Below are 20,065 nucleotides of genomic sequence, written 5' to 3' on the forward strand. Positions count from 1 at the left end.
GGGAGAGGGGGAGGACTCGGCGGGGTGTGCCGAGCCGGCACGGGAGGGCCCGGGCCGGGGGACCGCGACGCGTCAGTCGTTCGAGGCCGCCGCCAGAAGGACCGAGATCTCGGCCCAGTCCTCGCCGCGGCGCACCGCGATGCCGGCCAGGACGGTGTGGATCTGCTCGGTGAAGGGCATCGGCTCCAGCGCGCCGGGGGTGGCCGCGAGCAGCTCCAGGTGAGGGAGGTCCCGGTCGCCGCGCGCCACGACCCGGCGCAGCTCCGGCTCGAACGGCAGGTCCCGTTCGCGCAGCCAGGTGATCGCCGCGCCCAGGGCGCACTCCGAGACCAGGTCGTAGGCCCGCTGCGCCTCGCCGGGCGTGAAGCCCTGCCGGAGGCACACGCCGAGCGCGGTGTTCACCGGCTCGGCCATCACCTCGAAGCCGATCGCCCCGTTGACGTACTGGGCGAACAGGCCGGGGTCGCGGACGAACGCCTCCTTGATGTACAGGGCCCATTCCTGGAACCAGACGGCCCAGTGCTGGCCGCCGTCCACGGGCAGGGTCAGCCGGGTCACCGACTGCTCGGCCGCCAGTCGCAGCAGGTCGTCCCGTCCCCGCACGTAGTGGTAGAGGCTGGGCACGCTCACCCCGAGCCGCTCGGCGACCCGCCGCAGGGTGAGGTCGCTCAGCGGGATCTCGCCCGCCGCGCGGGCGATCGCCGCGCGGTCGATCTTCGGCGGGCGGCCGGGGCCCCTGCCCGCGCGGGCGGTCCTCGCCGGGGGGTTGTTGCTCTCGCTCACGACGCTCCTGACGGCGGCGCGGTGTCCGGTACCGCCGCGCCTTCTCAGGAAAGGATCCCACGGGCCGGTCACCTTCTTCCCGGAGTTTTTGGAAGGTAGTTTAAAAATTGCATCCGGGAGCGGTCCGGTCAAGGGCCCGGGGCCGGGCGGCGCGTTTCCCGGCCCCGGACGTCTCACCCGAACCCGGGCTGGAGTTCCGAGCTCACAAGCCACATCGCGAAGTACTGGGCCGCGCCCCCGTAGGCGTGGCCCAGGGCCACCTTCGCGCCCTCCACCTGGTGCTCCCCGGCGGTTCCGCGCACCTGGCGGGCCGCCTCCAGGCAGCGCACCAGCCCCGACGCCCCGATCGGATTGGACGAGAGCACCCCGCCGGAGGGGTTGACCGGGAAAGAGCCGCCCAGTTCCGTCGCCCCGCTGTCGGTCAGCTTCCATCCCTCTCCGGGGGCGGCCAGCAGATGCCCTTCCAGCCACATCGGCTCGTACCAGGAGAACGGCACGTACAGCTCGGCGCAGTCGATCTGCCGGAGCGGGTCGGTGACGCCTGCCCGGCGGTAGAGCGCCTCGGCGCACTCCACCCCGGCCCGGGGACGCACCGGGTCCCTGCCGGGGAAGGAGGCGTACTCGCTGCGCTTGGCGTGCGCGATCACCCAGGCGGGCTCGGCGGGGCCCTTGCGCGCCAGATCCTCCGAGGCGAGCACGACGGCCGCCGCGCCATCGGAGGACGGGCAGGACTCCAGGAAGTGCAGCGGCTCCCAGAGCATCGGCGACTGCTTGACCTTCTCCACGGAGATGTCGGGGATGCGCAGGTGAGCGTGCGGGTTGCGCAGCGCGTTCTTCCGGTCCTTGACCGCCACCTGCCAGCCGATGTGCTCAGGAGCCCCGGAGCGCCTGATGTAACTGCGGATCCACGGCGCGAAGGTGCCGCCCGCGCCCTGCCCGCCGGACTTGCCGCCCGACAGCGCCCAGGTGGCGTTGCCCTCGGACTGCTTCTCGTAGCAGACGACCAGGACCCGGTCGTAGCGTCCGGACTCGACCATCGTCACGCCGCTGATGGCGGTGGCCGCGCCGACCGAGCCGGCGGTGTGGACCCGGTGGATCGGCTTGCCGACCGCGCCCAGCGCGTCGGCCAGCGACAGCTCCGGCATCATGACGCCTTCGAGCAGGTCGGGCGCCTTGCCGATGACGATGGCGTCGATGTCGGCGAAGGTCAGCCCGGCGTCGGAGAGGGCTTCCAGAGCGGCCCAGCGCACCAGACCCTCCAGGCTCACCTCCAGACGCCGCCGGTAGTCGGTCTGGCCGATGCCGACCACGGCGCAGGGACGGGCCATCAGCGGTCTCCTTCCAGGACGGCGACGAGGTTCTGCTGGAGGCACGGCCCGCTGGAGGCGTGCGCCAGCCCCCGCCGGGCCTCTCCGGCGGCGATGCGCCGCGCCACCTCCACGACCCGGGCCAGGCCGGTGGCCATGACGGGGTTGCCGGCGAGCGGTCCACCGGAGGGGTTGACGGACGTCGTCTCGTCCAGCCCGAGCGCGGCGCGCAGGATCGTCTCCTCGGGGCTGTGCACGACCATCAGCTCGGCGACGTCGATCGGGCCGTCGTGGGCGCCCGCGCCCTTGGCCGCCAGTTCGGTGGACGGGGAGGCGGTGAGGTCCCGCAGGCCCAGGTGGTGGGACTCGATCCGGTGGTCCATGCCGGTGATCCAGACCGGTGTTCCCGGCAGCTCCCGGACCCTGTCCCCGGCGACGAGGATGAGCGCGGCGGCTCCGTCCCCCGGAGCCGCGATGTCGTGGGCGCGCAGCGGGTCGCACCAGTAGTCGGCCTTCAGCAGGGCCGCTGCGGACGTCCCGGGCAGGGCGCGGGCGGCGGACGCGGCGAAGTCGGCCTCGGTGGCCTTCCCGGAGTCCAGCAGCGCCCGGGCCTGGAGCCCCGCGAGGGACACGGGGTCGGCGCCGAGCGGAGCCATCGTGTAGGGGTCGGTCTGCAGGGCGAAGACCTCACGGGTGCGGCCCGCCGACGCCCGTCCGGAGCCGACGACCAGCGCGGTGTCGACGTCCCCGCACTGCAGGCGCAGCCACGCCTCGAACAGGGCCCACGCCCCGTCCATCTCCAAGTGGCTCTCGTAGACCGGAGGCCAGGCTCCGACGCCTTCGAGGTTCATGACGAACGAGAACGGCGTGCCGCCCAGGTAGTCGCAGCTCCCCGCGATGGTGAACCCGATCTCCTCCCGCCGCAGGCCGGTGGTCTCCAGGAGTTCGTTGACGCAGGTCATCACCAGGGCGGCCTCGGGTCCCTCGAAGGATTCGTGGACCGGGGTCAGCGAGGTCGCGACCACGGCGACCGGCCGGAAGTTCGGGCTCAAAACGCGTGCTCCTCGAGTGCGCGGGTGTCTGCGTCGGGTTCTCCGGTGGGCTCCCAGCGTTCGATCACGCCCTCCCAGCCGCCCGTCGAGCGGTTGTCGAAAGCGCCGATGTCGCGTTCGGCCGCGGGCTTCCAGACGGCTTGAAGCCGCAGCCCGACCCGGAACTCCGAGAGGGGGATGGTGCGGATGTCCACGCCGGTGATGGGGGAGTCGCTGCCGTCGAGCAGGATCGACGCCCTGATGTAGGGCTCGGTCTCCTTCTGTCCGTGGTACCGCACCGGGGTGATCTCGGTGAACGAGCTGACGGTGCCGCGGTCGGCGACGGCGACGTCGTGCTCCTCGGTCATGAGGGTGCGTTCGAGGTGGTCGTAGCCGCGCCCCGGTACGTGGACCTTGCCGGTGACGGGGGAGCGCTGGCCGGTGATGACGCCTTCGAGCAGGCCGTTCAGGAAACGCACCCGGTGGGGATGGTAGGGCTCGACGTAGGTGAGGGAGATGGGCAGCTCGGTCAGGGTGACGGGGTCTCCTCCCTCGACGGGCGGGGCGGGCCGAACGCCGTCCTCCTCGGGCACGAACCAGAAGTCGGTGACGGTCCCGCTCCTCTGTTCACGGAAGCGCGCGGTCACCCGCATGCCGGTGGACATCCGCTCGGGGCTTCCGGCGTCCACGGCGTGAAGGAAGCCGCTCGTCGCTCCGTCCGGGACGACCAAGGCGAAGGCGAAGGGGTGCTGGAAGGGGTGTGCCTCGGTCGGTTCGCGCACCCACGTCCAGGAGGAGACGGCCCCGCCGGGGCCGACCTCCACCGGGTCGAGATCGGCGGGCATCCCGGTGTCGGGGTCGTATTCCAGGGGCGGGCAGAGGACCCGCTCGCCGATCCTGCCGCCGAGCAGGAGTCCGTCCCTGACGCCGGTGAGGAAGCCGCCCATGACGGGGCCCGTCGTCCGGGTGTAGGGGTACTCGAGCGTGGTGCGCATCGGCGGGAGGCCGGTGCCGGACTGGGGCATGACCTGCTCCTCGGGGAAGAGTGGTTCCCGAATAAAATATCATATACATTATTGCATTCCTGTTCGAGGTCGAGTTCGACCTTGAGCCGCAGATCTTTCGGCGCGTAGGGTTCGCGGAGATCGAAGATGCGATCGAGCCCGGTCCCCCCGGAGGAGACGAGATGTACGACTTGGCCATCGTCGGCGGCATGGTGATCGACGGGACCGGTGCCCCCGCCCGTCGCGCCGACATCGGGATCAAGGACGGCGTCATCGTCGCCGTGGCCGGGAGGCTCGCCGGACCGGCCGCCGAGACGGTCGAAGCCGAGGGGATGATCGTCACCCCCGGTTTCGTCGACATCCATTCCCACTACGACGGCCAGGTCACCTGGGACACCGCGCTCGACCCGTCCGCCTCGCACGGGGTGACCACGGTCGTGTCCGGCAACTGCGGGGTCGGGTTCGCGCCCGTGCGGCCCGGCGGCGAGGAGTGGCTGATCGAGCTGATGGAGGGCGTGGAGGACATCCCCGGCTCCGCGCTCGCCGAGGGCATCGAGTGGAAGTGGGAGAGCTTCCCCGAGTACCTCGACGCGATCGACGGGAGGTGCCTGGCCCTCGACTTCGCCGTCCAGATCGCGCACGGCCCGCTGCGCGCCTACGTCATGGGCGAGCGGGGCGCGCGCAACGAGGAGGCCGCCCCCGAGGACATCGAGGCGATGGCGGCGCTGGTGGAGGAGGCGGTCCGCGCGGGCGCGCTCGGCTTCTCCACCTCACGCACCCTCAGCCACCGCGCCATCGACGGCACGCCCGTGCCAGGCACCTTCGCCACCGAGGACGAGCTCTTCGCGCTCGGCCGCGCCGCCGCCGCCGGCGGCCGAGCCGTCTTCGAGCTGGCCCCGCTGGGCGCCACCGGCGAGGACATCATCGCCCCGCACCGCGAGATGGACTGGATGAAGCGCCTGTCCGCCGAGACCGGCCTCCCGGTGAGCTTCTCCCTGCTGCAGATCGACGCGGCGCCGGAGCTGTGGAAGGAGATGCTGGAGCAGTCCAAGGCGGCGTACGCCGAGGGCGCCCGCCTCTACCCGCAGGTCGCCGGCCGACCCTTCGGCATGATCGTCGGCTTCACCGGGCGGCACGCCTTCACGCTCCGCCCCACCTGGGAGGAACTGGCCGCCCGCCACAGCGGCGAGGAGCTGCTGGCGGAGCTGGCCCGTCCCGAGGTCCGGGCGAAGATCCTCGCCGAGACCGACCGCGACCCCCGCCCCGGCGACATGAACGACATGATCGCCCTGGGTCAGCAGTTCCTGACGGACCGCATCTACCCGCTGGGCTCCGTCCCCGACTACGAGCCGGCCCCCGACCGCTCGGTGGCCGCGCTGGCCGCCGCCGAGGGCGTCGACCCCATGGCGAAGCTCTACGACCTCATGCTCGAGGACGGCGGCCACGCCATGCTGATGGTCCCCATCTTCGGCTACAGCGACAACGACCACGAGGCGCTCCGCGAGATGCTCCTCCACCCCGCCGCCGTCATAGGCCTGGCGGACGGCGGAGCCCACGTCGCCATGGTCTGCGACGCCTCCATGCCCACCTACCTCCTCACCCACTGGGCCCGCGACCGGCGGCGCGGCGAGAGGCTCCCGCTGGAGTACCTCATCCGCAAGCAGACCCGCGACACCGCCCACCTCTACGGACTCACCGACCGCGGCGAGATCGCCGAGGGCAAGAAGGCGGACCTCAACGTCATCGACTTCGACAACCTGTTCCTGGACGTCCCGCGCATGGTCCACGACCTGCCCGCAGGAGGCGGCCGCCTCCTCCAGGACGCCCGAGGCTACGCCGCCACCGTCGTCAGCGGCGTCGTCACCCGCAGGAACGACAAGGACACCGGCGCCCGTCCAGGCCGCCTGGTGCGGGGAGCCCGCTGACCGGGCGAAGTCGACGCGTTCGCCACGCGCCCTGGTCCAGGCGGAGAATAGACCGGTTGAAGGGGGCGTTCACATGGCAGAATCGCGGGTTGCTTCCGGCCGGGTAAACGGCTCTGACCTGCACTTGGAGTTGGCCGCAGTGGGCAGCCACAGGGGCGCGCTCAAACAGGCGTTGCGGGAGGCGGTGCGCGATGGCCGCCTCGCGCCGGGCACCAGGCTGCCGCCGTACCGGGCGCTCGCCGTCGACCTGGGATTGGCCCGCAACACCGTGGCCGACGCGTACGCCGAGCTGGTCGCGGAGGGCTGGCTGACCGCTCGGCAGGGATCAGGCACCCGGGTCGCAGAACGGATCATGCCGACCAGGACCACCCGTATCCCCGAGAAGGCCCCGAGGCGTCCGGCCGACCCCGCGCACAACCTGGCGCAAGGGCAACCCGATGCCTCCTCGTTCCCGCGCACCGCCTGGCTCGCCAGCGCCCGGCGCGCGCTCACCGCGGCACCGAACGAGGCCTTCGGTCCGGGCGATCCGCAGGGCCGCGTCGAGCTGCGCGAAGCGCTCGCCGGATATCTCGCCCGGGTACGCGGGGTCAGGACCTCTCCCGACCAGATCGTCGTGTGCTCCGGGGTCGCCCATGCGCTGCGGCTGCTGTTCGGCGAGCACGTGCTGCGCGGCCCGCTCGCCGTCGAGGCCTACGGGCTGCCCTTCCACCGCGGGCTGCTGGAGGCGGCGGGCGTCCGCACCACGCCGCTCGGCATCGACCGGGACGGCACCCGCGTCGAGGACCTGGCGTCGGCGGCGCCGCGGCCGCGGGCGGTGCTGCTCACCCCGGCCCACCAGTTCCCGACCGGAGGCCCGCTGCTCCCCTCCCGCCGGACCGCGGCCGTCGACTGGGCCCGTGCCCACGGCGGCCTGGTCATCGAGGACGACTATGACGGCGAGTTCCGCTACGACCGCGAGCCGGTCGGCGCCGTCCAGGGCCTCGACCCGGAGCACGTGGTGTACCTCGGCTCGGTCAGCAAGAGCCTGTCGCCCGCCGTGCGCCTGGGTTGGATGGTGCTGCCAGAGCGACTGGTCGACCCGGTGCTCGCGGCGAAGGGCCTGCGCGAGGGCTGGACCGGCGTCCCGGACCAGCTGACCCTCGCCGACCTGATCGAGTCGGGCTCTTACGACAAGCACATCCGCCGGACGCGGCACCGCTACCGCGAGCGCCGCAACCGCCTCGTCGCCGGCCTGGCCGAGCAGGCCCCCCACCTCGAGGTGACGGGCATCGCCGCCGGCCTGCACGCCGTCCTGCGGTTGCCCCCCGGAACCGAAGCGGCGACCGTCGAGGCCGCGAACCGGGAGGGCATCGCCCTCGACGGCCTGGCCGCCTTCCGGCATCCCGCCGCCTCCACCCCGCACACCGACGGCCTGGTCATCGGCTACGCGGCACCGCCCGACCACGCCTACACCGCCGCCCTCGAGGCTTTGCTCCGCGTTCTCCCGCCGCCCTCGGAACCCTGAAACGCGATACCGCCCCCGGCGGAGGCGGTATCGTGTTCGGTTCGGGCTAGACGTGTACGGCGGTCCGCGTGCGGACCGGGACGGCGGGTTCCGGCCCGCGCAGCCGCAGCGCGACCAGCGCGGTGGCCGCGATCCCGGCCGCGGCCAGGTAGACCGCGATCCTCGGCCCGTCGTCGGTGGAGTTGGCGACGGCGACCAGGATCGCGAGCCCGATCGCCCCGCCCACCTGCTGGCTGGTCGAGGCGATCCCCGAGGCGATCCCCTGATCAGGCGCCGCGACCCCGATCGCGGCCGCGCCGAACATCAGCGTGTATCCGGCGCCCTGCCCGAGGCCCAGCACGACCAGGCCGGGCACGAGGGCGGCGTAGGGGATGTCCGTCGTCATGGTCATTCCCACGATCGCCGCGCCGGCGCCGCCCACGAGCAGCGACCCGATCATGATCGGGCGTATCCCGTACCGGGTGGCGAGGCGTCCGGCGGTCTGCGAGCCCACCGCGATCGCGACCATCGGCACCAGGAACGCCAGCCCTGTGGTCAGCGCGTCGTACCCCCGCACCTCCTGGAAGTAGACGGTGAGGAAGTACAGCAGCGTTCCGAATGTCGCCATGTAGAAGAAGGTGACGAGCGTGCCGGTGGCCAGGTTCCGGTTGCCGAACAGCCGCAGCGGCAGCAGCGGATCGGCGCTGCGGCGCTCCACCGCGACGAAGACGACGAGCAGGGCGGCGCCCGTCGCGGCGGTGATGAGGACGACCGGCGATCCCCAGCCGGATTCGGGGCCCTGGACGAGGGTGAACACAGCGGCGGTGATGCCGACGGTGGAGGTGACCGCGCCGGTCAGGTCGAACCGCCGGGCACCGGGGCGCGGCGTGTCCGGCGCGATCAGCCGGAAGGCCAGCAGCGCCGCGACACCTGCCAACGGCACGTTGACGAAGAAGACCGACTCCCATCCGAACGCCTCGGTCAGCACGCCGCCCAGGAGGGATCCGAGGATCATGCCGCTGCCGCCGGCGGTCCCCCAGACCGCGAACGCGCGGTTGCGCTCCCTGCCCTCGGCGAAGCAGCTGGACACCAGGGTGAGCGTCGCCGGGAAGAGGAACGCCCCGCCCATGCCCTGCACCGCGCGGGCCGCGACGAGCGTCCCCGGCTCGGCGGCGAGCCCGCCGAGCAGCGACGACCCGGCGTACAGGGCGAGCCCGACCGAGAACATCCGGCGGGGTCCGACCAGATCGCAGGCCCGCCCGCCGAGCAGCAGGAACCCGCCGAAGGCGACCGCGTAGGCGCTGACCACCCACTGCAGGTTCTGCGCGGAGAACCCGAGTCCCGCCCCGATGTCCGGGAGCGCGACGTAGACGATGTTGTAGTCGATCGAGATGATCAGTTGGGCGAAGGCGAGCAGTCCGAGGGTGAGACCAGGACGCCGGGAGAACGCCGCCGATGTGGCAGAGGACATGACGAGACCGCTTTCGTGAGGATCGGGGAGGGCGGTCAGCGCTCGGCGAGCGCCTGCTGCCAGACGTCGCTGGTGAAGTAGTGGTTGTCGTACTTCTCGGAGCTGTCACGGATGTCCTGCACGGTGGCCTCGCCCCGGTAGACCCGCTCGAGAAGCCGGTAGTAGTCGAAGCGCTCCATGCCGGGGGTGAAGACGACCAGCATGTCCGCCGCCCGGCCCGGCGCCGGCGCGAAGGCGTGCGGGACGTTCGGAGGAACCGTCAGGAAATCGCCCTCGCCGAGGGTCACGACCTCCTCTCCGACCAGGAACCGCATCGCACCGTCGAGGACGAAGAACATCTCGCTCGCCTTGGTGTGGAAGTGCGCGGGCGCCCCCGGAGACCCCTTCTCCAGCGTCGCCCGGTTGGCCGTGAGCGCGCCTCCGGTGGCACCGGCGTCCGCCAGCAGCGTGATCAGGCTGGTCGCCCCGTCCTGGACGAGCGAAGCCTGCTCCGCCCGCACCAGAACCGACCCCTGAACCTGCTGTGCCTTGTTGTCCATCTCGACTCCCAGTTGCCGTCACGACGGTTTCCCGCCGTGCTCCGTCCTGCCGACAACGAAGAATCTAGAGACTCGAATGACCTCACATATGGTTCATTTCCGTACCTCTTTGGTGGGTCAATCCGGTGCGCCGCCCTTTCGTCTCAGCCGAGTGCTCCGGAGGCGCGGAGCTCGGCGAGGTCCGCCGCGTCGAGGCCGAGGTCCGCCAGCACCGCCTCGGTGTCGGAGCCGAGGACCGGGGCGGTGCGGACGCCGCGGTCGGCGCCGCCGGTGTCGATGGGGGAGGCGGGGACGCGGAGCTTGCCGAGGCCGGGCTGGTCGACCTCATGGAGGAGCGGGTGGTCCTGCTGGAGAAGCTCACGGAAGGTGCGGTAGGGGGACCAGAGGACGGAGGTTCCGGCCAGGGCCTCGGTGGCCTCGGCGAGGGTGCGGGCGGCGAACCAGGGTTCGAAGAGGGCGGCGAGGGACTCGCGGTGGCGGTAGCGGTCGCCCTCGGTGGTGAAGTCGGCGCGGGTGAGGCGTTCCAGGTCGGCCACCTCGGTGGAGGTGCCGGTGAGGGCCACCAGGTCGGTGAAGTGGCGGTTGGTCAACGTGACCAGCATGAGGCGGCCGTCTTTGGTCTGGAAGTCGCGGGCGAAGCTGCCGTAGAGGTGGTTGCCGATCCGGGGGCGGTCGACGCCGTTCAGCTCGGCCTCGCCCAGGAAGCCGAGGTTGCCCGCGGTGGCGAGGGCCACGTCGGAGAGGGGGACGCGGATGCGGCTGCCCTCGCCCGTGCGGGATCGGTGGCGTTCGGCCGCGAGGATGGCGACGGCCGCGTACAGGCCGCAGGCGATGTCCCAGGCGGGGAGCACGTGGTTGATCGGCTCGGTGGCGTCCGCCGGGCCGGTGACGAGAGGGAAGCCCGTCTCGGCGTTCACGGTGTAGTCGACGGCGGGGCGGCCGTCGGCGTGGCCGGTGATCTGGACGTGGATGAGGCCGGGGATCTCGGCGGCCAGGTCGTCGTAGCGGGGGCGGGGGGCGTTGGTCAGGACGATGCCGGACCGGCGGGCGAGCCTGGCGATCAGCTCGCGGCCCTCGGGGGCGCGCTGGTCGATCGTCACGGAGCGTTTGCCCTTGTTCAGGCCCGCCCAGTAGATGGACGTGCCGTTCTCGTGCAGGGGCCAGCGGCCGGTGTCGGCGGCGCCGCCGGGCGGGTCGACGCGGATGACCTCGGCGCCGAGCTGGGCGAGGGTCATGCCGCCGAGGGGGGCGGCGACGAAGCTGGAGATCTCCAGCACACGCAGTCCGGTGAGCATCTTCGTTCCTCCTGAAGCCGGCCTTGATCCTGCCATGGGCCCGGGGAGAAGGGGAGCGCGACCGGTCCCGAACAGGGGCGCCCAGGGACGGGGACTCCTCTCTCGACAATGGCCGGAACGGCGGGAATTCGCGGAGATGCTTCCCCGTGGCACCAGGGGAAAGGTCCTTGAATCTTCGGCCGTGTGACCTTTACCACGCCGAGGGGTCGCCGTTTCGGTAAGTGGGGTTAATTACCCGTTAATTCTTTGATTATGTCGGACTCCGGCGATCTCTCGAAGGGGGAGGGTCCTGACCTGCTGGGATGAGGGCGATCGGAGGAGGGTCTCGTGAGGCCCGGCATTGTGATCTCCGCGACTATCGCGAATAAAAATAGCCAATATGGGCATAGTAGACGAAAATGTCTACCGGCTGAGGATCATGTTGGAGAAACTCGAATCCGTGGCGGTCGGGGTCGAAGAGGAATTCCACACCGTCGACCTCGCCACCCGGAAACTGGTGCCCAGGGCCGATCGTCTTCTGCAGAATCTGCCGGAGAACCGTTTCTCCGGCGAGCTCCAGCGCTCCGTCGTGGAGACCAACAGCAGACCGTTCGTCCGCCTGTCCGACCTGCTGGAGGACCTCGCGGCGCTGCGCCGCGCGGTGGTCTCCGAGGCCGAGTCCTTCGGGCTGGGCGTCGTGGCCGCCGGAACCGTCCCCATCGTGGACATCGACGCGTTGAAGGTCACCCCGGACCCCCGCTACGAGACCATGCTGGAGGAGTACCAGCTGCTCGCCCGCGAACAGCTGATCTGCGGCGCCCAGGTGCACGTGGAGGTGGAGGACCGCGACCTGGCGGTCCAGATCGGGCACCGGGTCTCCCCGTGGATGCCCGTCCTGCTGGCCCTGTCGGCCAGCTCCCCGTTCTGGCTCGGATCCGACTCCGGCTACGCCAGCTACCGCACACTGCTGTGGAACCGTTGGCCCACCACCGGGCCCGCGCCCGCGGTGGGCTCCGCCGCGGAGTACGACGCGCTCGTCGCGCAGCTGATCGGGACCGGCGTCATCACCGACCCCGGAATGATCTACTACGACGTCAGGGCCTCCGACCACGTGCCCACCGTGGAGCTGCGCATCCCCGACGCGTGCCCGCGGGTGGAGGACGTTACCCTGCTGGCCGGCCTGTTCCGCGCCCTGGTCGTCACCGAGCTGGACGCCATCGCCGCGGGCCGCCCGCCGGTGCCGACCGCCCGCCCCGAACTCGTGCGCACCCTCACCTGGAGGGCGGCGCGGGCCGGGCTGGAGGGAGAGCTCGTCGACCCGCTCGAAGGCCGGGCCAAGCCCGCCCGCCAGGTCGTCCGGGAGACGCTCGACGCCCTGCGCCCGGCGCTGGAGAGCACCGGGGACTGGGACCTGACCTGCGAGCTGGCCGAGAGCTCACTGCGGCGCGGCACCTCGGCCGCCCGGCAGCGCAGCGCCTTCGCCACGGGCGGGCTGGAGGCCGTCGTCGACCAGCTGGTCTCCGAGACCAGGGCCAACACCGACTGGTGGCCCGAGGCCCGCTGCTCCCAGATCGTCTCCATGACGGGGGACTACGACACCTCGGCCGACGAGGCGATCGTCTTCGACGGGACCGCGCGGGGCCCGTACGGGCTCGTCGTGACGGCGCTCGACCGGCTCGGCGCCGAGGGGCTCGCCGAGCGGAACCGCCAGAAGGAGGAGGTGCAGCAGGACCTCGGCATGTACTTCGAGGAAGGGCGGCTCTTCCCGGTCGACCTGATCCCGCGCATCGTCGCCAGTGAGGACTGGGAGTTCCTCCAGGCCGGTCTCAGCCAGCGGGCCAGGGCGCTGGAGAGGTTCCTGCACGACGCCTACGGGCCCGGTGGGATCGTCGAGGACGGGGTGATCCCCAAGGAGCTGGTCACGGGTGCTCCCGGATACCGGGAGGAGGGAAGGTTCGTGCCCCGGGACGCGATCCGGTGCGCCGTCTCCGGGACCGACCTGGTCCGGGACGGAGCGGGCCACTGGTTCGTGCTCGAGGACAACCTGCGGGTGCCGTCCGGCCTCGGTTACGCGATGGCCAACCGGTGGTTGTCGGCCCGGGTCGTCCCCGAACTCGTCCGGGCGGTGGCCACGCCCGCGCCGCGGCGGGCCATGTCCGTCCTGCGCGGCGCCCTCACCCAGGCCTCGCGGGAGCTGGCGCTGATCACGTCCGGTCCGTCCGATCCCGCCTACTACGAGCACGGGCTGCTGGCCAGGGAGCTGGACGTCCCGCTCGTGGAGCCCGGCGACCTGCGGATCAGCGACGGGGAGCTGTTCACCGGGGATCGGCGGATCAAGGTGCTCTACCGGCGGATCGACGAGGAGGACCTGTGGGAGGCGGTCCCCGCACTGCGGGACCTCGTGGCCTCCGGGGCGGTCCTGCTGGCCAACGCGCCCGGCAACGGGCTGGGCGACGACAAGTCGATCTACGCCTACGTCCCGCAGATGATCTCCTACTACCTGGGCGAGCATCCGGTCCTCGACAACGTGCCGACCTACCTGTGCCGCGAGCCGGCCGACCTGGAGCAGGTGCTGGACAGGCTGCCGGAACTGGTCGTGAAACCCGTCGACGGGTACGGCGGGCAGGGTGTCGTCATCGGCCCCGACGCCTCGCCGCAGGAGCTGGAGGCCGCCAGGGCCGAGATCCTCGCCGCGCCCGACCAGTGGATCGGCCAGGAGACCGTCGCGGTCTCCACCCACCCGACCTTCGCCGACGGGCGCCTGGAGCCCCGGGTGGTCGACCTCAGGGCGTTCGTCTGCCTGGGCGCCGAGCCCGACGTGGTGCCGATGGCCCTCACCCGGGTCGCCGCCCACGGCAGCCGGATCGTGAACTCCTCGCGCGGCGGCGGCTCCAAGGACACCTGGCTTCTCTAGGACATCCGGTTTCTTCAGGAAAGGACTTCTTCTTCATGTGTGGCTTCTGCGGCGAGTTCCGGTTCGACGGAGCTTCCGCCGACGTGACGGCCGTGGCCAGGATGAACACCACCCTGGAGTCCCGCGGGCCGGACGGTCAGGGCGTCTGGTCGTCGGGCGCCCTGGCCCTCGGCCACCGGCGGCTGCGGATCATCGACCTCTCGGACCGGGGGGCCCAGCCGATGACCGACCCGGAACTGGGGCTGACCGCCGTCTTCAACGGTTGCATCTACAACTACAAGGAGCTCCGGGAGGAGCTCCAAGCCGCCGGGTACCGGTTCTTCTCCACCTCCGACACCGAGGTGATCCTCAAGGGCTACCACCACTGGGGCCGCGACTGCGTGAGCCGCTTCAACGGCATGTTCGCCTTCGCCGTCCACGAGCGGGACTCCGGCGTTCTGGTCCTGGGGCGCGACCGGCTCGGCGTCAAGCCCCTGTACGTCAGCGCCGGGCCCGGCCGGCTCCGCTTCGCCTCGACGCTTCCGGCGCTGCTGGCAGGGGGAGGGGTGGACACCTCGCTGGACCTGGTGGCGCTGCACCACTACATGACCTTCCACTCGGTGGTCCCGGCACCCCGCACGATCCTCAAGGGGGTCTCGAAGCTGCCTCCGGCGACCGTGCGGACCGTCCGGCCCGACGGGAGCTCCGAGGACCACGTTTACTGGCGCCCGTCCTTCACCCGGGATGAGCCCAAGGACCCGGAGGAGTGGCCTCAGGCGATCCTGGAGAGCCTCCGGGCCGCCGTGGACATCCGGATGGTCGCGGACGTCCCGGTCGGCGTGCTGCTGTCCGGCGGACTGGACTCCAGCCTGATCGTCGGGCTGCTGGCCGAGGCGGGACAGCAGGGGCTGGAGACCTTCAGCATCGGCTTCCACTCGGCCGGGGGGGAGTCGGGCGACGAGTACGCCTACTCCGACCTGGTGGCCCGGCACTTCGGCACCAGGCACCACAAGATCCACATCGGGGACGACCGGCTGCTCCCCGCCCTGCACGGCGCGATCGGCGCGATGAGCGAGCCGATGGTCAGCCATGACTGCGTGGCCTTCCACCTGCTGTCCCAGGAGGTCTCCAGGCACGTCAAGGTCGTCCAGTCGGGCCAGGGCGCGGACGAGGTGCTCGGCGGCTACAGCTGGTACCCGCCGCTGGCGGGCGTCGCGCGCGAGAAGGCCGCCGCGGTCTACGCCGAGGAGTTCTTCGACCGCCCGCACGCCGAGCTGGCCGGGCAGCTGAGCCCCGCCTACCTGGACCGGGACCACAGCACGGAGTTCGTCGAGGCCCACTTCGCGCAGCCGGGCGCGGCCGAGGCCCTGGACGCGGCGCTGCGCCTGGACACCACGGTCATGCTGGTCGAAGACCCGGTGAAACGGGTCGACAACATGACCATGGCGTTCGGTCTGGAGGCCAGGACCCCCTTCCTGGACTACCGCCTGGTCGAACTGGCCGCCTCCTGCCCGCCCGAGCTCAAGATCGCCCAAGGAGGTAAAGGAGTGCTCAAGGACGCGGCGAGAGGGATCGTCCCGGACGCCGTGATCGACCGCACCAAGGGCTACTTCCCCGTCCCGGCGATCAGGCACCTCTCCGGGCCGTACCTGGACCTCGTCCAGGAGGCGCTGACCGCTCCGGAGGCCAAGGCCAGGGGGCTCTTCCGGCCCGAGTACACCGACCGGCTGCTGGCCGACCCGTCCGGAAACCGCACCACGCTGGGGGCCAGCGCCCTGTGGCAGCTCGCACTTTTGGAACTGTGGCTGCAGAAGCACGGGATTTAGCTTTTATGCTGCATACGGGCCTGCAGGTAAACAGACAGTAGGGGGGTCGTATGTGTCGTCACTTCGCCTGGCTCGGAGCTGACCGATCGGTCAAGGAGCTCGTCCTGGACCCGCCCTACGGTCTGCCCAAGCAGGCGGCCCGGCCGCGCTGGCAGCACATCGACCTGATCAACCAGGACGGTTTCGGCGTCGGCTGGTTCCCCGCCCCCGGTACGGCCACCACCTACCGCCGCGTCGGCCCGATCGAGGCCGACCCCGACTTCCCGACGCTGGCCTCCGCGGTCGTCTCCGACTGCATGATCGGAGCGGCCCGGGGGGCCAGCCCCGGCATGCCCATCGAGGAGAAGGCGACGGCGCCGTTCACCAACGGCACCGCGCTGATGTCGCTGAACGGGCACCTCAACGTGGGGCTCACCGCCTCCCTCCTGGAGCCCGGCCGCGTCCCCGAGTCCACCTGCGACGCCGCCCACCTGGCGGCCCTGCTGTGGCAGCGCCTGGACGCGGGCGCCCAGCTGACGGCCGCCGTGCCCGAGCTGGTGAGCGACATCGCCGCCCTCGACCAGAACGCCTGCCTGAACCTCCTGGCGACGGACGGCCTCACCCTGGTCGCCACGACCTGGGGTGAGACGCTCTGCTACCGCAGCGACGAGCAGGGCACCCTGCTGGCCAGTGAGCCGTTCGACGACGAGGACGACTGGATCAAGGTCCCCGACCGCCACCTCGTGATCGCCGACCCGCTCGGCGTCACCGTGATGCCCCTGCGGATCACCCTCCCGCACCAGGAGACCGGTTCCGAACAGCCCTCCTCGGTCCCCGACCCGATCTGACCTCCGCCGCGCACGGCCGGGAAGCAGACCCCGGCCGTGCCCTCTCCGGAAGATCCATGAGATCTTGAAGTGAACACGGAGAGGAGTCGACATGCCACTCAGAGGCGAGTACGAGCCGAGCCCGTACGACGCGGTCGCCGAGCAGGTGGAGCAGTACGAGCGGACGGGCGGTGAAGAGGGCGGCACCATGCAGGGCAAGCCCGTCATCATCCTGACCACCAAGGGCGCGAAGTCCGGCAAGATCAGAAAGACGCCGCTGATGCGGGTCACCGACGGCACCCGCTACGCCGTCGTCGCCTCCAAGGGCGGGGCGCCCAAGCACCCCGTCTGGTACCACAACATCGTCGCCGATCCGCACGTCACGCTGCAGGACGGTCCCGTCGTCCGCGACTGCGTCGCCCACCGCGCCGAGGGCGACGAACTCGACCGCTGGTGGGCCCTGGCCGTGGAGGCCTGGCCCGACTACGCGGAGTACCAGAAGAAGACCGACCGCGACATCCCGGTCTTCGTCCTGGAGCCGTCTCCCTGACCACCGCCTCGGCGAACGGCGCACGGAGGCCCCGGCGAACCGCCGGGGCCTCCGTGCGTTCGTAAGCCAGTGTTAGACGGGGCTTCAACCGGTGTCGTGATCTTCGTTCACCGGTCGCCGTAACTTCCGGTCAACCGATCAGGAGGTTACGTCATGGTCCATTTCAAAGGTGTGCTCGCCGCCGGACTCGCGCTCACCGCGCTGTCGGCGACCGCGGTGGGGCTGTCCGCGCCCGACGCGGCCGAAGCGGGACAGCGCACCGAGCCGCTGGTGATCGCACACCGCGGCGCGAGCGAGTACCGGCCCGAGCACACGATCAGCGCCTACCGGCTGGCGATCGAGACGGGCGCTGACTACATCGAGCCGGACCTCGTGCTCACCAAGGACGGCGTGCTGGTCGACCGGCACGAGAACGCGCTCAGCACCACCACCGACGTGGCCTCGCACCCGGAGTTCGCCGACCGGAAGCAGACCAAGACCATCGACGGCGCGAAGGCGACGGACTGGTTCACCGAGGACTTCACCTTCGCCGAGCTGCGGACGCTGCGCGCCAAGGAGCGCATCCCCGACCTGCGGCCCGACAACACCGCCTTCGACGGCCAGGACGTCATCCCGTCATTCGACGAGGTCGTGGAGCTCGCGCAGAAGCACGGCGTCGGCGTCTACCCCGAGATGAAGCACCCGACCTACTTCGAGTCGATCGGCCTGCCGTTCGACAAGCCGGTGCTCTCCGCGCTCGACAAGCACGGCTTGACCAAGCGGACCTCGAAGGTCTTCCTCCAGTCCTTCGAGCCGACGATCCTGCAGAAGCTGCGCCCGCGCACCAGGGTGAAGCTCGTGCAGCTCATCAGCGCGAGCGGCAAGCCCTACGACTGGACGGCGGCGGGCGACTCCCGCTCCTACGACACGATGGTCTCCCGTCCCGGCCTGAAGTGGCTCTCGACCTTCGTCGACGGCATCGGCCCCGAGACCCGCCGCATCATCCCCCTGGACGCCGCCGGGAAGACCACCGCCCCGACCACCCTGGTCAAGGACGCCCACCGCGCCGGCCTGGCCGTCCACCCCTGGACGTTCCGCCCCGAGAACACCTTCCTCCCGGCCGACTTCCGCCGCGGAAACCCGGCTTCCCCCGCCTACAAGCAGACCCAGGGCGACGCCGCCGGCTGGCTGAACCTCCTCCTGGACCAGGGCATCGACGGCATCTTCTCCGACGACCCGGCCCTGGCCACGGCCGTCCGCGAAGCCCGCGACTGACTCATCCACGACCGCCGTCCCCGCAGCGGAAGCGGGGACGGCGATCACATCACCGTCGGAAGCGCTCGAACAAGAACACGGCCAGGGGGATCCCGGCCAGCGCGGAGAGCACGGAGACGATGGGCGGGGCGGCAGTGTCGTCGGACAGAAGACGGAACCCGGTGGCGGCGAGCCAGCCGAGGGAGGCTCCCACGCAGCCGGCGAAGAAGAGGTCGAGCCTGGCCCAGCGGTCGGGCCGGGGGGCGCGGCGGCGCCAGTGCAGGACCGCGGGGGGCAGGAAGAGCGCCAGGGTGCCCAGCAGGGTGATCACGGGGGCGAAGAGGGGGCCGGGCAGGTCCACGTCGTATTCGAAGCTCTGGATGCCGGCGAGGACCATCAGCAGCGAGCCCAGCAGGCTGGTCTGGAACAGGAGCAGGTTCTCGCGGCGCTCGGCCAGCCTCCCGGCGACCACTCCCGAGCTGATCCGTCCGATCTCGGTGGCCTTGGTCATGGCGGAGGAGAGGAAGACCTGCTCGGCCTCCAGTTGCTCCAGGGTCCACTGAGCCAGCTCGGAGTCATGGCGCAGGGGGCCGCCGGAGTCGCCGGAGGCGAGCGGACCCAGCACCGCGACCATGTTGCGGCGGGCGGTCTTGACGGCGTGGGTCATGCCCCGGATGTCGGCCAGGCGGGCGATGACGCCGCCCTCGCGCATCTGGAGCCGTCCCAGGGTGCTCTCGGCGGCGAGAAGCCGGTCCACCGGGAGCTGCTCCTGGTCCAGCACGCGGGCCAGGTAGCGGCAGCCGGAGTCGATCTCGTGGATCGACTCCCGGACCCCCCGCAGGTTCTCGGTCAGGATGCGGTACTGGTAGCGGAGCTGGGCCGCGTGGCGGAGGTAACCGGTGAAGACGGGTAGGCCGGGCCGGGGGCCGGACCAGAGCCAGTGCAGCAGTTCCACTTCGGCGGCTTCGGGCGCTATCACCAGCACCCGGCGGGTGCCGGAGAGACCGGAGGCGGGAAGCTCCCACCCGAGGATGTCCTCTCTCGGGCGGAGCCAGGAGGAGCTCCACCCGTCGGCGCCCGGGGAGAGGCCCAGCTCGTCGGCGAGTTCCGCGCCGAGCGCGGTGGCGCCGGGCGCGGACGAAGCCCTGAGCCGGTCCCAGTCGTCGGCCGGTACCAGGCCGAGGAGGACGGTGGCGAGGCCGAACACGCCGGTGAGCGGGCCCGCTTCTGGTGGAGGGGATCCGGCGGGGGACTCCCAGCGTTCGGCGAGCGCCGTCCAGACCGTGGCAGGTCCGGACAGCCCCCGCAGGACGCTCACGCCGACCGTGTCGTCCAGCCGGTAGGCGAACGCCTGGTTCCAGCCGGGGTCGTCGGGCGCGCCGCGGGCGGCCAGGATCTTCATGCCCGGGTGAGGAAAGCCGGTCTCGGGAGGCGGCAGCTCCAGCGGCCAGGCGTCCTGGAGCCGGCGGTCGAAGCCGAGGTCCGCGACCCGCCGCCAGGTCCGCTCCAGCGCCTGCCGGACGGGGGAATCAGGGGTGAGCGCGTGCCCGGGGGCGGCCGAGAAGAAAGCGTGGTGCAGCAGCGCCGGTCTATGGAGCAACACTGTCGGCGGTTCCGCTCTGCTCCGAGTCTCCGATCGCGTGGATGATCCGGTTGAGCAACTCCCGGGTGGAGTCGGGAAGGGGATGGGAGCCGTCCCCCTCCATCTCGGGGTAGAGACGGGCGCCCGGATCCCGGTCCTGCGGAGGGGGCGTACTCCGACGCGCGGGGTCGAAACCGGTGAGGAAACGGGTCGCCGCCTCGGCCGCGCGCACGTCCTCGCCCCGTACGGCCTCGGCCAAGTGGGCGAGGCCCCGGTCCACCTCGGTCCAGTCGGGCAGCCGCCAGGTCGGCAGCGCCTGCAGCAGGGGGACCAGACCCATCGGCATGTCCACGGCTTC

The 20,065-nt window shown here is 71.4% G+C and carries 16 protein-coding genes; 7 read left to right on the top strand and 9 right to left on the bottom strand.

Annotated features, from left to right (window positions below):
* Positions 1 to 72: 72 nt before the first annotated feature.
* The 4 genes from ABGB12_RS10555 to ABGB12_RS10570 all read right to left on the bottom strand — a co-directional run bounded on the left by ABGB12_RS10555 (position 73) and on the right by ABGB12_RS10570 (position 4,146).
* On the bottom strand, positions 73 to 783 hold the full coding sequence (locus ABGB12_RS10555; protein ID WP_347676456.1) for a helix-turn-helix domain-containing protein: 711 nt from the start codon (positions 781 to 783) through the stop codon (positions 73 to 75).
* A 173-nt stretch (positions 784 to 956) separates the two neighbouring features.
* A complete protein-coding gene (locus tag ABGB12_RS10560) occupies positions 957 to 2,111 on the bottom strand; it encodes a thiolase domain-containing protein (RefSeq protein WP_347676458.1) in 1,155 nt (384 codons plus the stop codon).
* A complete protein-coding gene (locus ABGB12_RS10565; protein ID WP_347676460.1) occupies positions 2,111 to 3,142 on the bottom strand; it encodes a lipid-transfer protein in 1,032 nt (343 codons plus the stop codon). Before ABGB12_RS10565 ends, ABGB12_RS10560 begins: the two co-directional genes overlap by 1 nt.
* A complete protein-coding gene (locus tag ABGB12_RS10570) occupies positions 3,139 to 4,146 on the bottom strand; it encodes an OB-fold domain-containing protein (RefSeq protein ID WP_347676462.1) in 1,008 nt (335 codons plus the stop codon). Before ABGB12_RS10570 ends, ABGB12_RS10565 begins: the two co-directional genes overlap by 4 nt.
* Positions 4,147 to 4,307: 161 nt before the next feature.
* Between ABGB12_RS10570 and ABGB12_RS10575 the strand changes: the two genes are divergently transcribed.
* A complete protein-coding gene (locus ABGB12_RS10575; RefSeq protein WP_347676464.1) occupies positions 4,308 to 6,050 on the top strand; it encodes an amidohydrolase family protein in 1,743 nt (580 codons plus the stop codon).
* Positions 6,051 to 6,189: 139 nt separating this feature from the next.
* Positions 6,190 to 7,554, top strand: coding sequence for a PLP-dependent aminotransferase family protein (locus ABGB12_RS10580; protein WP_347676466.1), 1,365 nt, complete (start codon positions 6,190 to 6,192; stop codon positions 7,552 to 7,554).
* A 46-nt stretch (positions 7,555 to 7,600) separates the two neighbouring features.
* Here the strand turns inward: ABGB12_RS10580 and ABGB12_RS10585 are convergent, their stop codons facing one another.
* The 3 genes from ABGB12_RS10585 to ABGB12_RS10595 all read right to left on the bottom strand — a co-directional run bounded on the left by ABGB12_RS10585 (position 7,601) and on the right by ABGB12_RS10595 (position 10,838).
* Entirely contained in the window at positions 7,601 to 9,004 is a 1,404-nt protein-coding gene (locus tag ABGB12_RS10585; protein ID WP_347676468.1) for an MFS transporter, read from the bottom strand.
* 35 nt (positions 9,005 to 9,039) lie between these two features.
* Positions 9,040 to 9,543 carry a cupin domain-containing protein gene (locus ABGB12_RS10590; RefSeq protein WP_347676470.1) on the bottom strand — a complete coding sequence of 168 codons (504 nt, stop codon included), beginning with the start codon at positions 9,541 to 9,543 and terminating at the stop codon, positions 9,040 to 9,042.
* A gap of 143 nt (positions 9,544 to 9,686) precedes the next feature.
* A complete protein-coding gene (locus ABGB12_RS10595) occupies positions 9,687 to 10,838 on the bottom strand; it encodes a CoA transferase (RefSeq protein WP_347676472.1) in 1,152 nt (383 codons plus the stop codon).
* Between the two features lie 379 nt (positions 10,839 to 11,217).
* Between ABGB12_RS10595 and ABGB12_RS10600 the strand changes: the two genes are divergently transcribed.
* The 5 genes from ABGB12_RS10600 to ABGB12_RS10620 all read left to right on the top strand — a co-directional run bounded on the left by ABGB12_RS10600 (position 11,218) and on the right by ABGB12_RS10620 (position 18,146).
* Positions 11,218 to 13,731: a carboxylate--amine ligase/circularly permuted type 2 ATP-grasp protein gene (locus tag ABGB12_RS10600; RefSeq protein ID WP_347676474.1), complete on the top strand. Its 2,514-nt coding sequence runs from the start codon at positions 11,218 to 11,220 to the stop codon at positions 13,729 to 13,731.
* A gap of 35 nt (positions 13,732 to 13,766) precedes the next feature.
* On the top strand, positions 13,767 to 15,536 hold the full coding sequence (locus tag ABGB12_RS10605; RefSeq protein WP_347676476.1) for an N-acetylglutaminylglutamine amidotransferase: 1,770 nt from the start codon (positions 13,767 to 13,769) through the stop codon (positions 15,534 to 15,536).
* A 50-nt stretch (positions 15,537 to 15,586) separates the two neighbouring features.
* Positions 15,587 to 16,363 (top strand): class II glutamine amidotransferase, encoded by a 777-nt coding sequence (locus tag ABGB12_RS10610; RefSeq protein WP_347676478.1) that lies wholly within the window; start codon positions 15,587 to 15,589, stop codon positions 16,361 to 16,363.
* Positions 16,364 to 16,454: 91 nt separating this feature from the next.
* Entirely contained in the window at positions 16,455 to 16,892 is a 438-nt protein-coding gene (locus ABGB12_RS10615; RefSeq protein WP_347676480.1) for a nitroreductase family deazaflavin-dependent oxidoreductase, read from the top strand.
* Between the two features lie 153 nt (positions 16,893 to 17,045).
* Positions 17,046 to 18,146: a glycerophosphodiester phosphodiesterase gene (locus ABGB12_RS10620; RefSeq protein ID WP_347676481.1), complete on the top strand. Its 1,101-nt coding sequence runs from the start codon at positions 17,046 to 17,048 to the stop codon at positions 18,144 to 18,146.
* A gap of 49 nt (positions 18,147 to 18,195) precedes the next feature.
* Here ABGB12_RS10620 and ABGB12_RS10625 read toward each other — a convergent pair whose 3' ends face one another.
* Both ABGB12_RS10625 and ABGB12_RS10630 read right to left on the bottom strand, forming a co-directional pair.
* Positions 18,196 to 19,728, bottom strand: a complete 1,533-nt coding sequence (locus ABGB12_RS10625; RefSeq protein WP_347676483.1) for a CATRA conflict system CASPASE/TPR repeat-associated protein — start codon at positions 19,726 to 19,728, stop codon at positions 18,196 to 18,198.
* On the bottom strand, positions 19,715 to 20,053 hold the full coding sequence (locus ABGB12_RS10630; protein WP_347677699.1) for a CATRA system-associated protein: 339 nt from the start codon (positions 20,051 to 20,053) through the stop codon (positions 19,715 to 19,717). The genes ABGB12_RS10625 and ABGB12_RS10630 overlap by 14 nt, the downstream gene beginning before the upstream one ends.
* Positions 20,054 to 20,065: the final 12 nt, after the last annotated feature.

Source organism: Actinocorallia sp. B10E7 (assembly GCF_039871655.1).
GTDB lineage: Bacteria > Actinomycetota > Actinomycetes > Streptosporangiales > Streptosporangiaceae > Actinocorallia.

What these genes read in the sequence shown, in the direction of transcription:
- ABGB12_RS10585 (WP_347676468.1), bottom strand. Translation starts at nt 9,004, where the DNA reads ATGTCCTCTGCCACATCGGCGGCGTTCTCCCGGCGTCCTGGTCTCACC.
- ABGB12_RS10620 (WP_347676481.1), top strand. Translation starts at nt 17,046, where the DNA reads ATGGTCCATTTCAAAGGTGTGCTCGCCGCCGGACTCGCGCTCACCGCG.
- ABGB12_RS10575 (WP_347676464.1), top strand. Translation starts at nt 4,308, where the DNA reads ATGTACGACTTGGCCATCGTCGGCGGCATGGTGATCGACGGGACCGGT.
- ABGB12_RS10615 (WP_347676480.1), top strand. Translation starts at nt 16,455, where the DNA reads ATGCCACTCAGAGGCGAGTACGAGCCGAGCCCGTACGACGCGGTCGCC.
- ABGB12_RS10630 (WP_347677699.1), bottom strand. Translation starts at nt 20,053, where the DNA reads ATGCCGATGGGTCTGGTCCCCCTGCTGCAGGCGCTGCCGACCTGGCGG.
- ABGB12_RS10570 (WP_347676462.1), bottom strand. Translation starts at nt 4,146, where the DNA reads ATGCCCCAGTCCGGCACCGGCCTCCCGCCGATGCGCACCACGCTCGAG.
- ABGB12_RS10605 (WP_347676476.1), top strand. Translation starts at nt 13,767, where the DNA reads ATGTGTGGCTTCTGCGGCGAGTTCCGGTTCGACGGAGCTTCCGCCGAC.
- ABGB12_RS10595 (WP_347676472.1), bottom strand. Translation starts at nt 10,838, where the DNA reads ATGCTCACCGGACTGCGTGTGCTGGAGATCTCCAGCTTCGTCGCCGCC.
- ABGB12_RS10590 (WP_347676470.1), bottom strand. Translation starts at nt 9,543, where the DNA reads ATGGACAACAAGGCACAGCAGGTTCAGGGGTCGGTTCTGGTGCGGGCG.
- ABGB12_RS10610 (WP_347676478.1), top strand. Translation starts at nt 15,587, where the DNA reads ATGTGTCGTCACTTCGCCTGGCTCGGAGCTGACCGATCGGTCAAGGAG.
- ABGB12_RS10600 (WP_347676474.1), top strand. Translation starts at nt 11,218, where the DNA reads ATGGGCATAGTAGACGAAAATGTCTACCGGCTGAGGATCATGTTGGAG.
- ABGB12_RS10560 (WP_347676458.1), bottom strand. Translation starts at nt 2,111, where the DNA reads ATGGCCCGTCCCTGCGCCGTGGTCGGCATCGGCCAGACCGACTACCGG.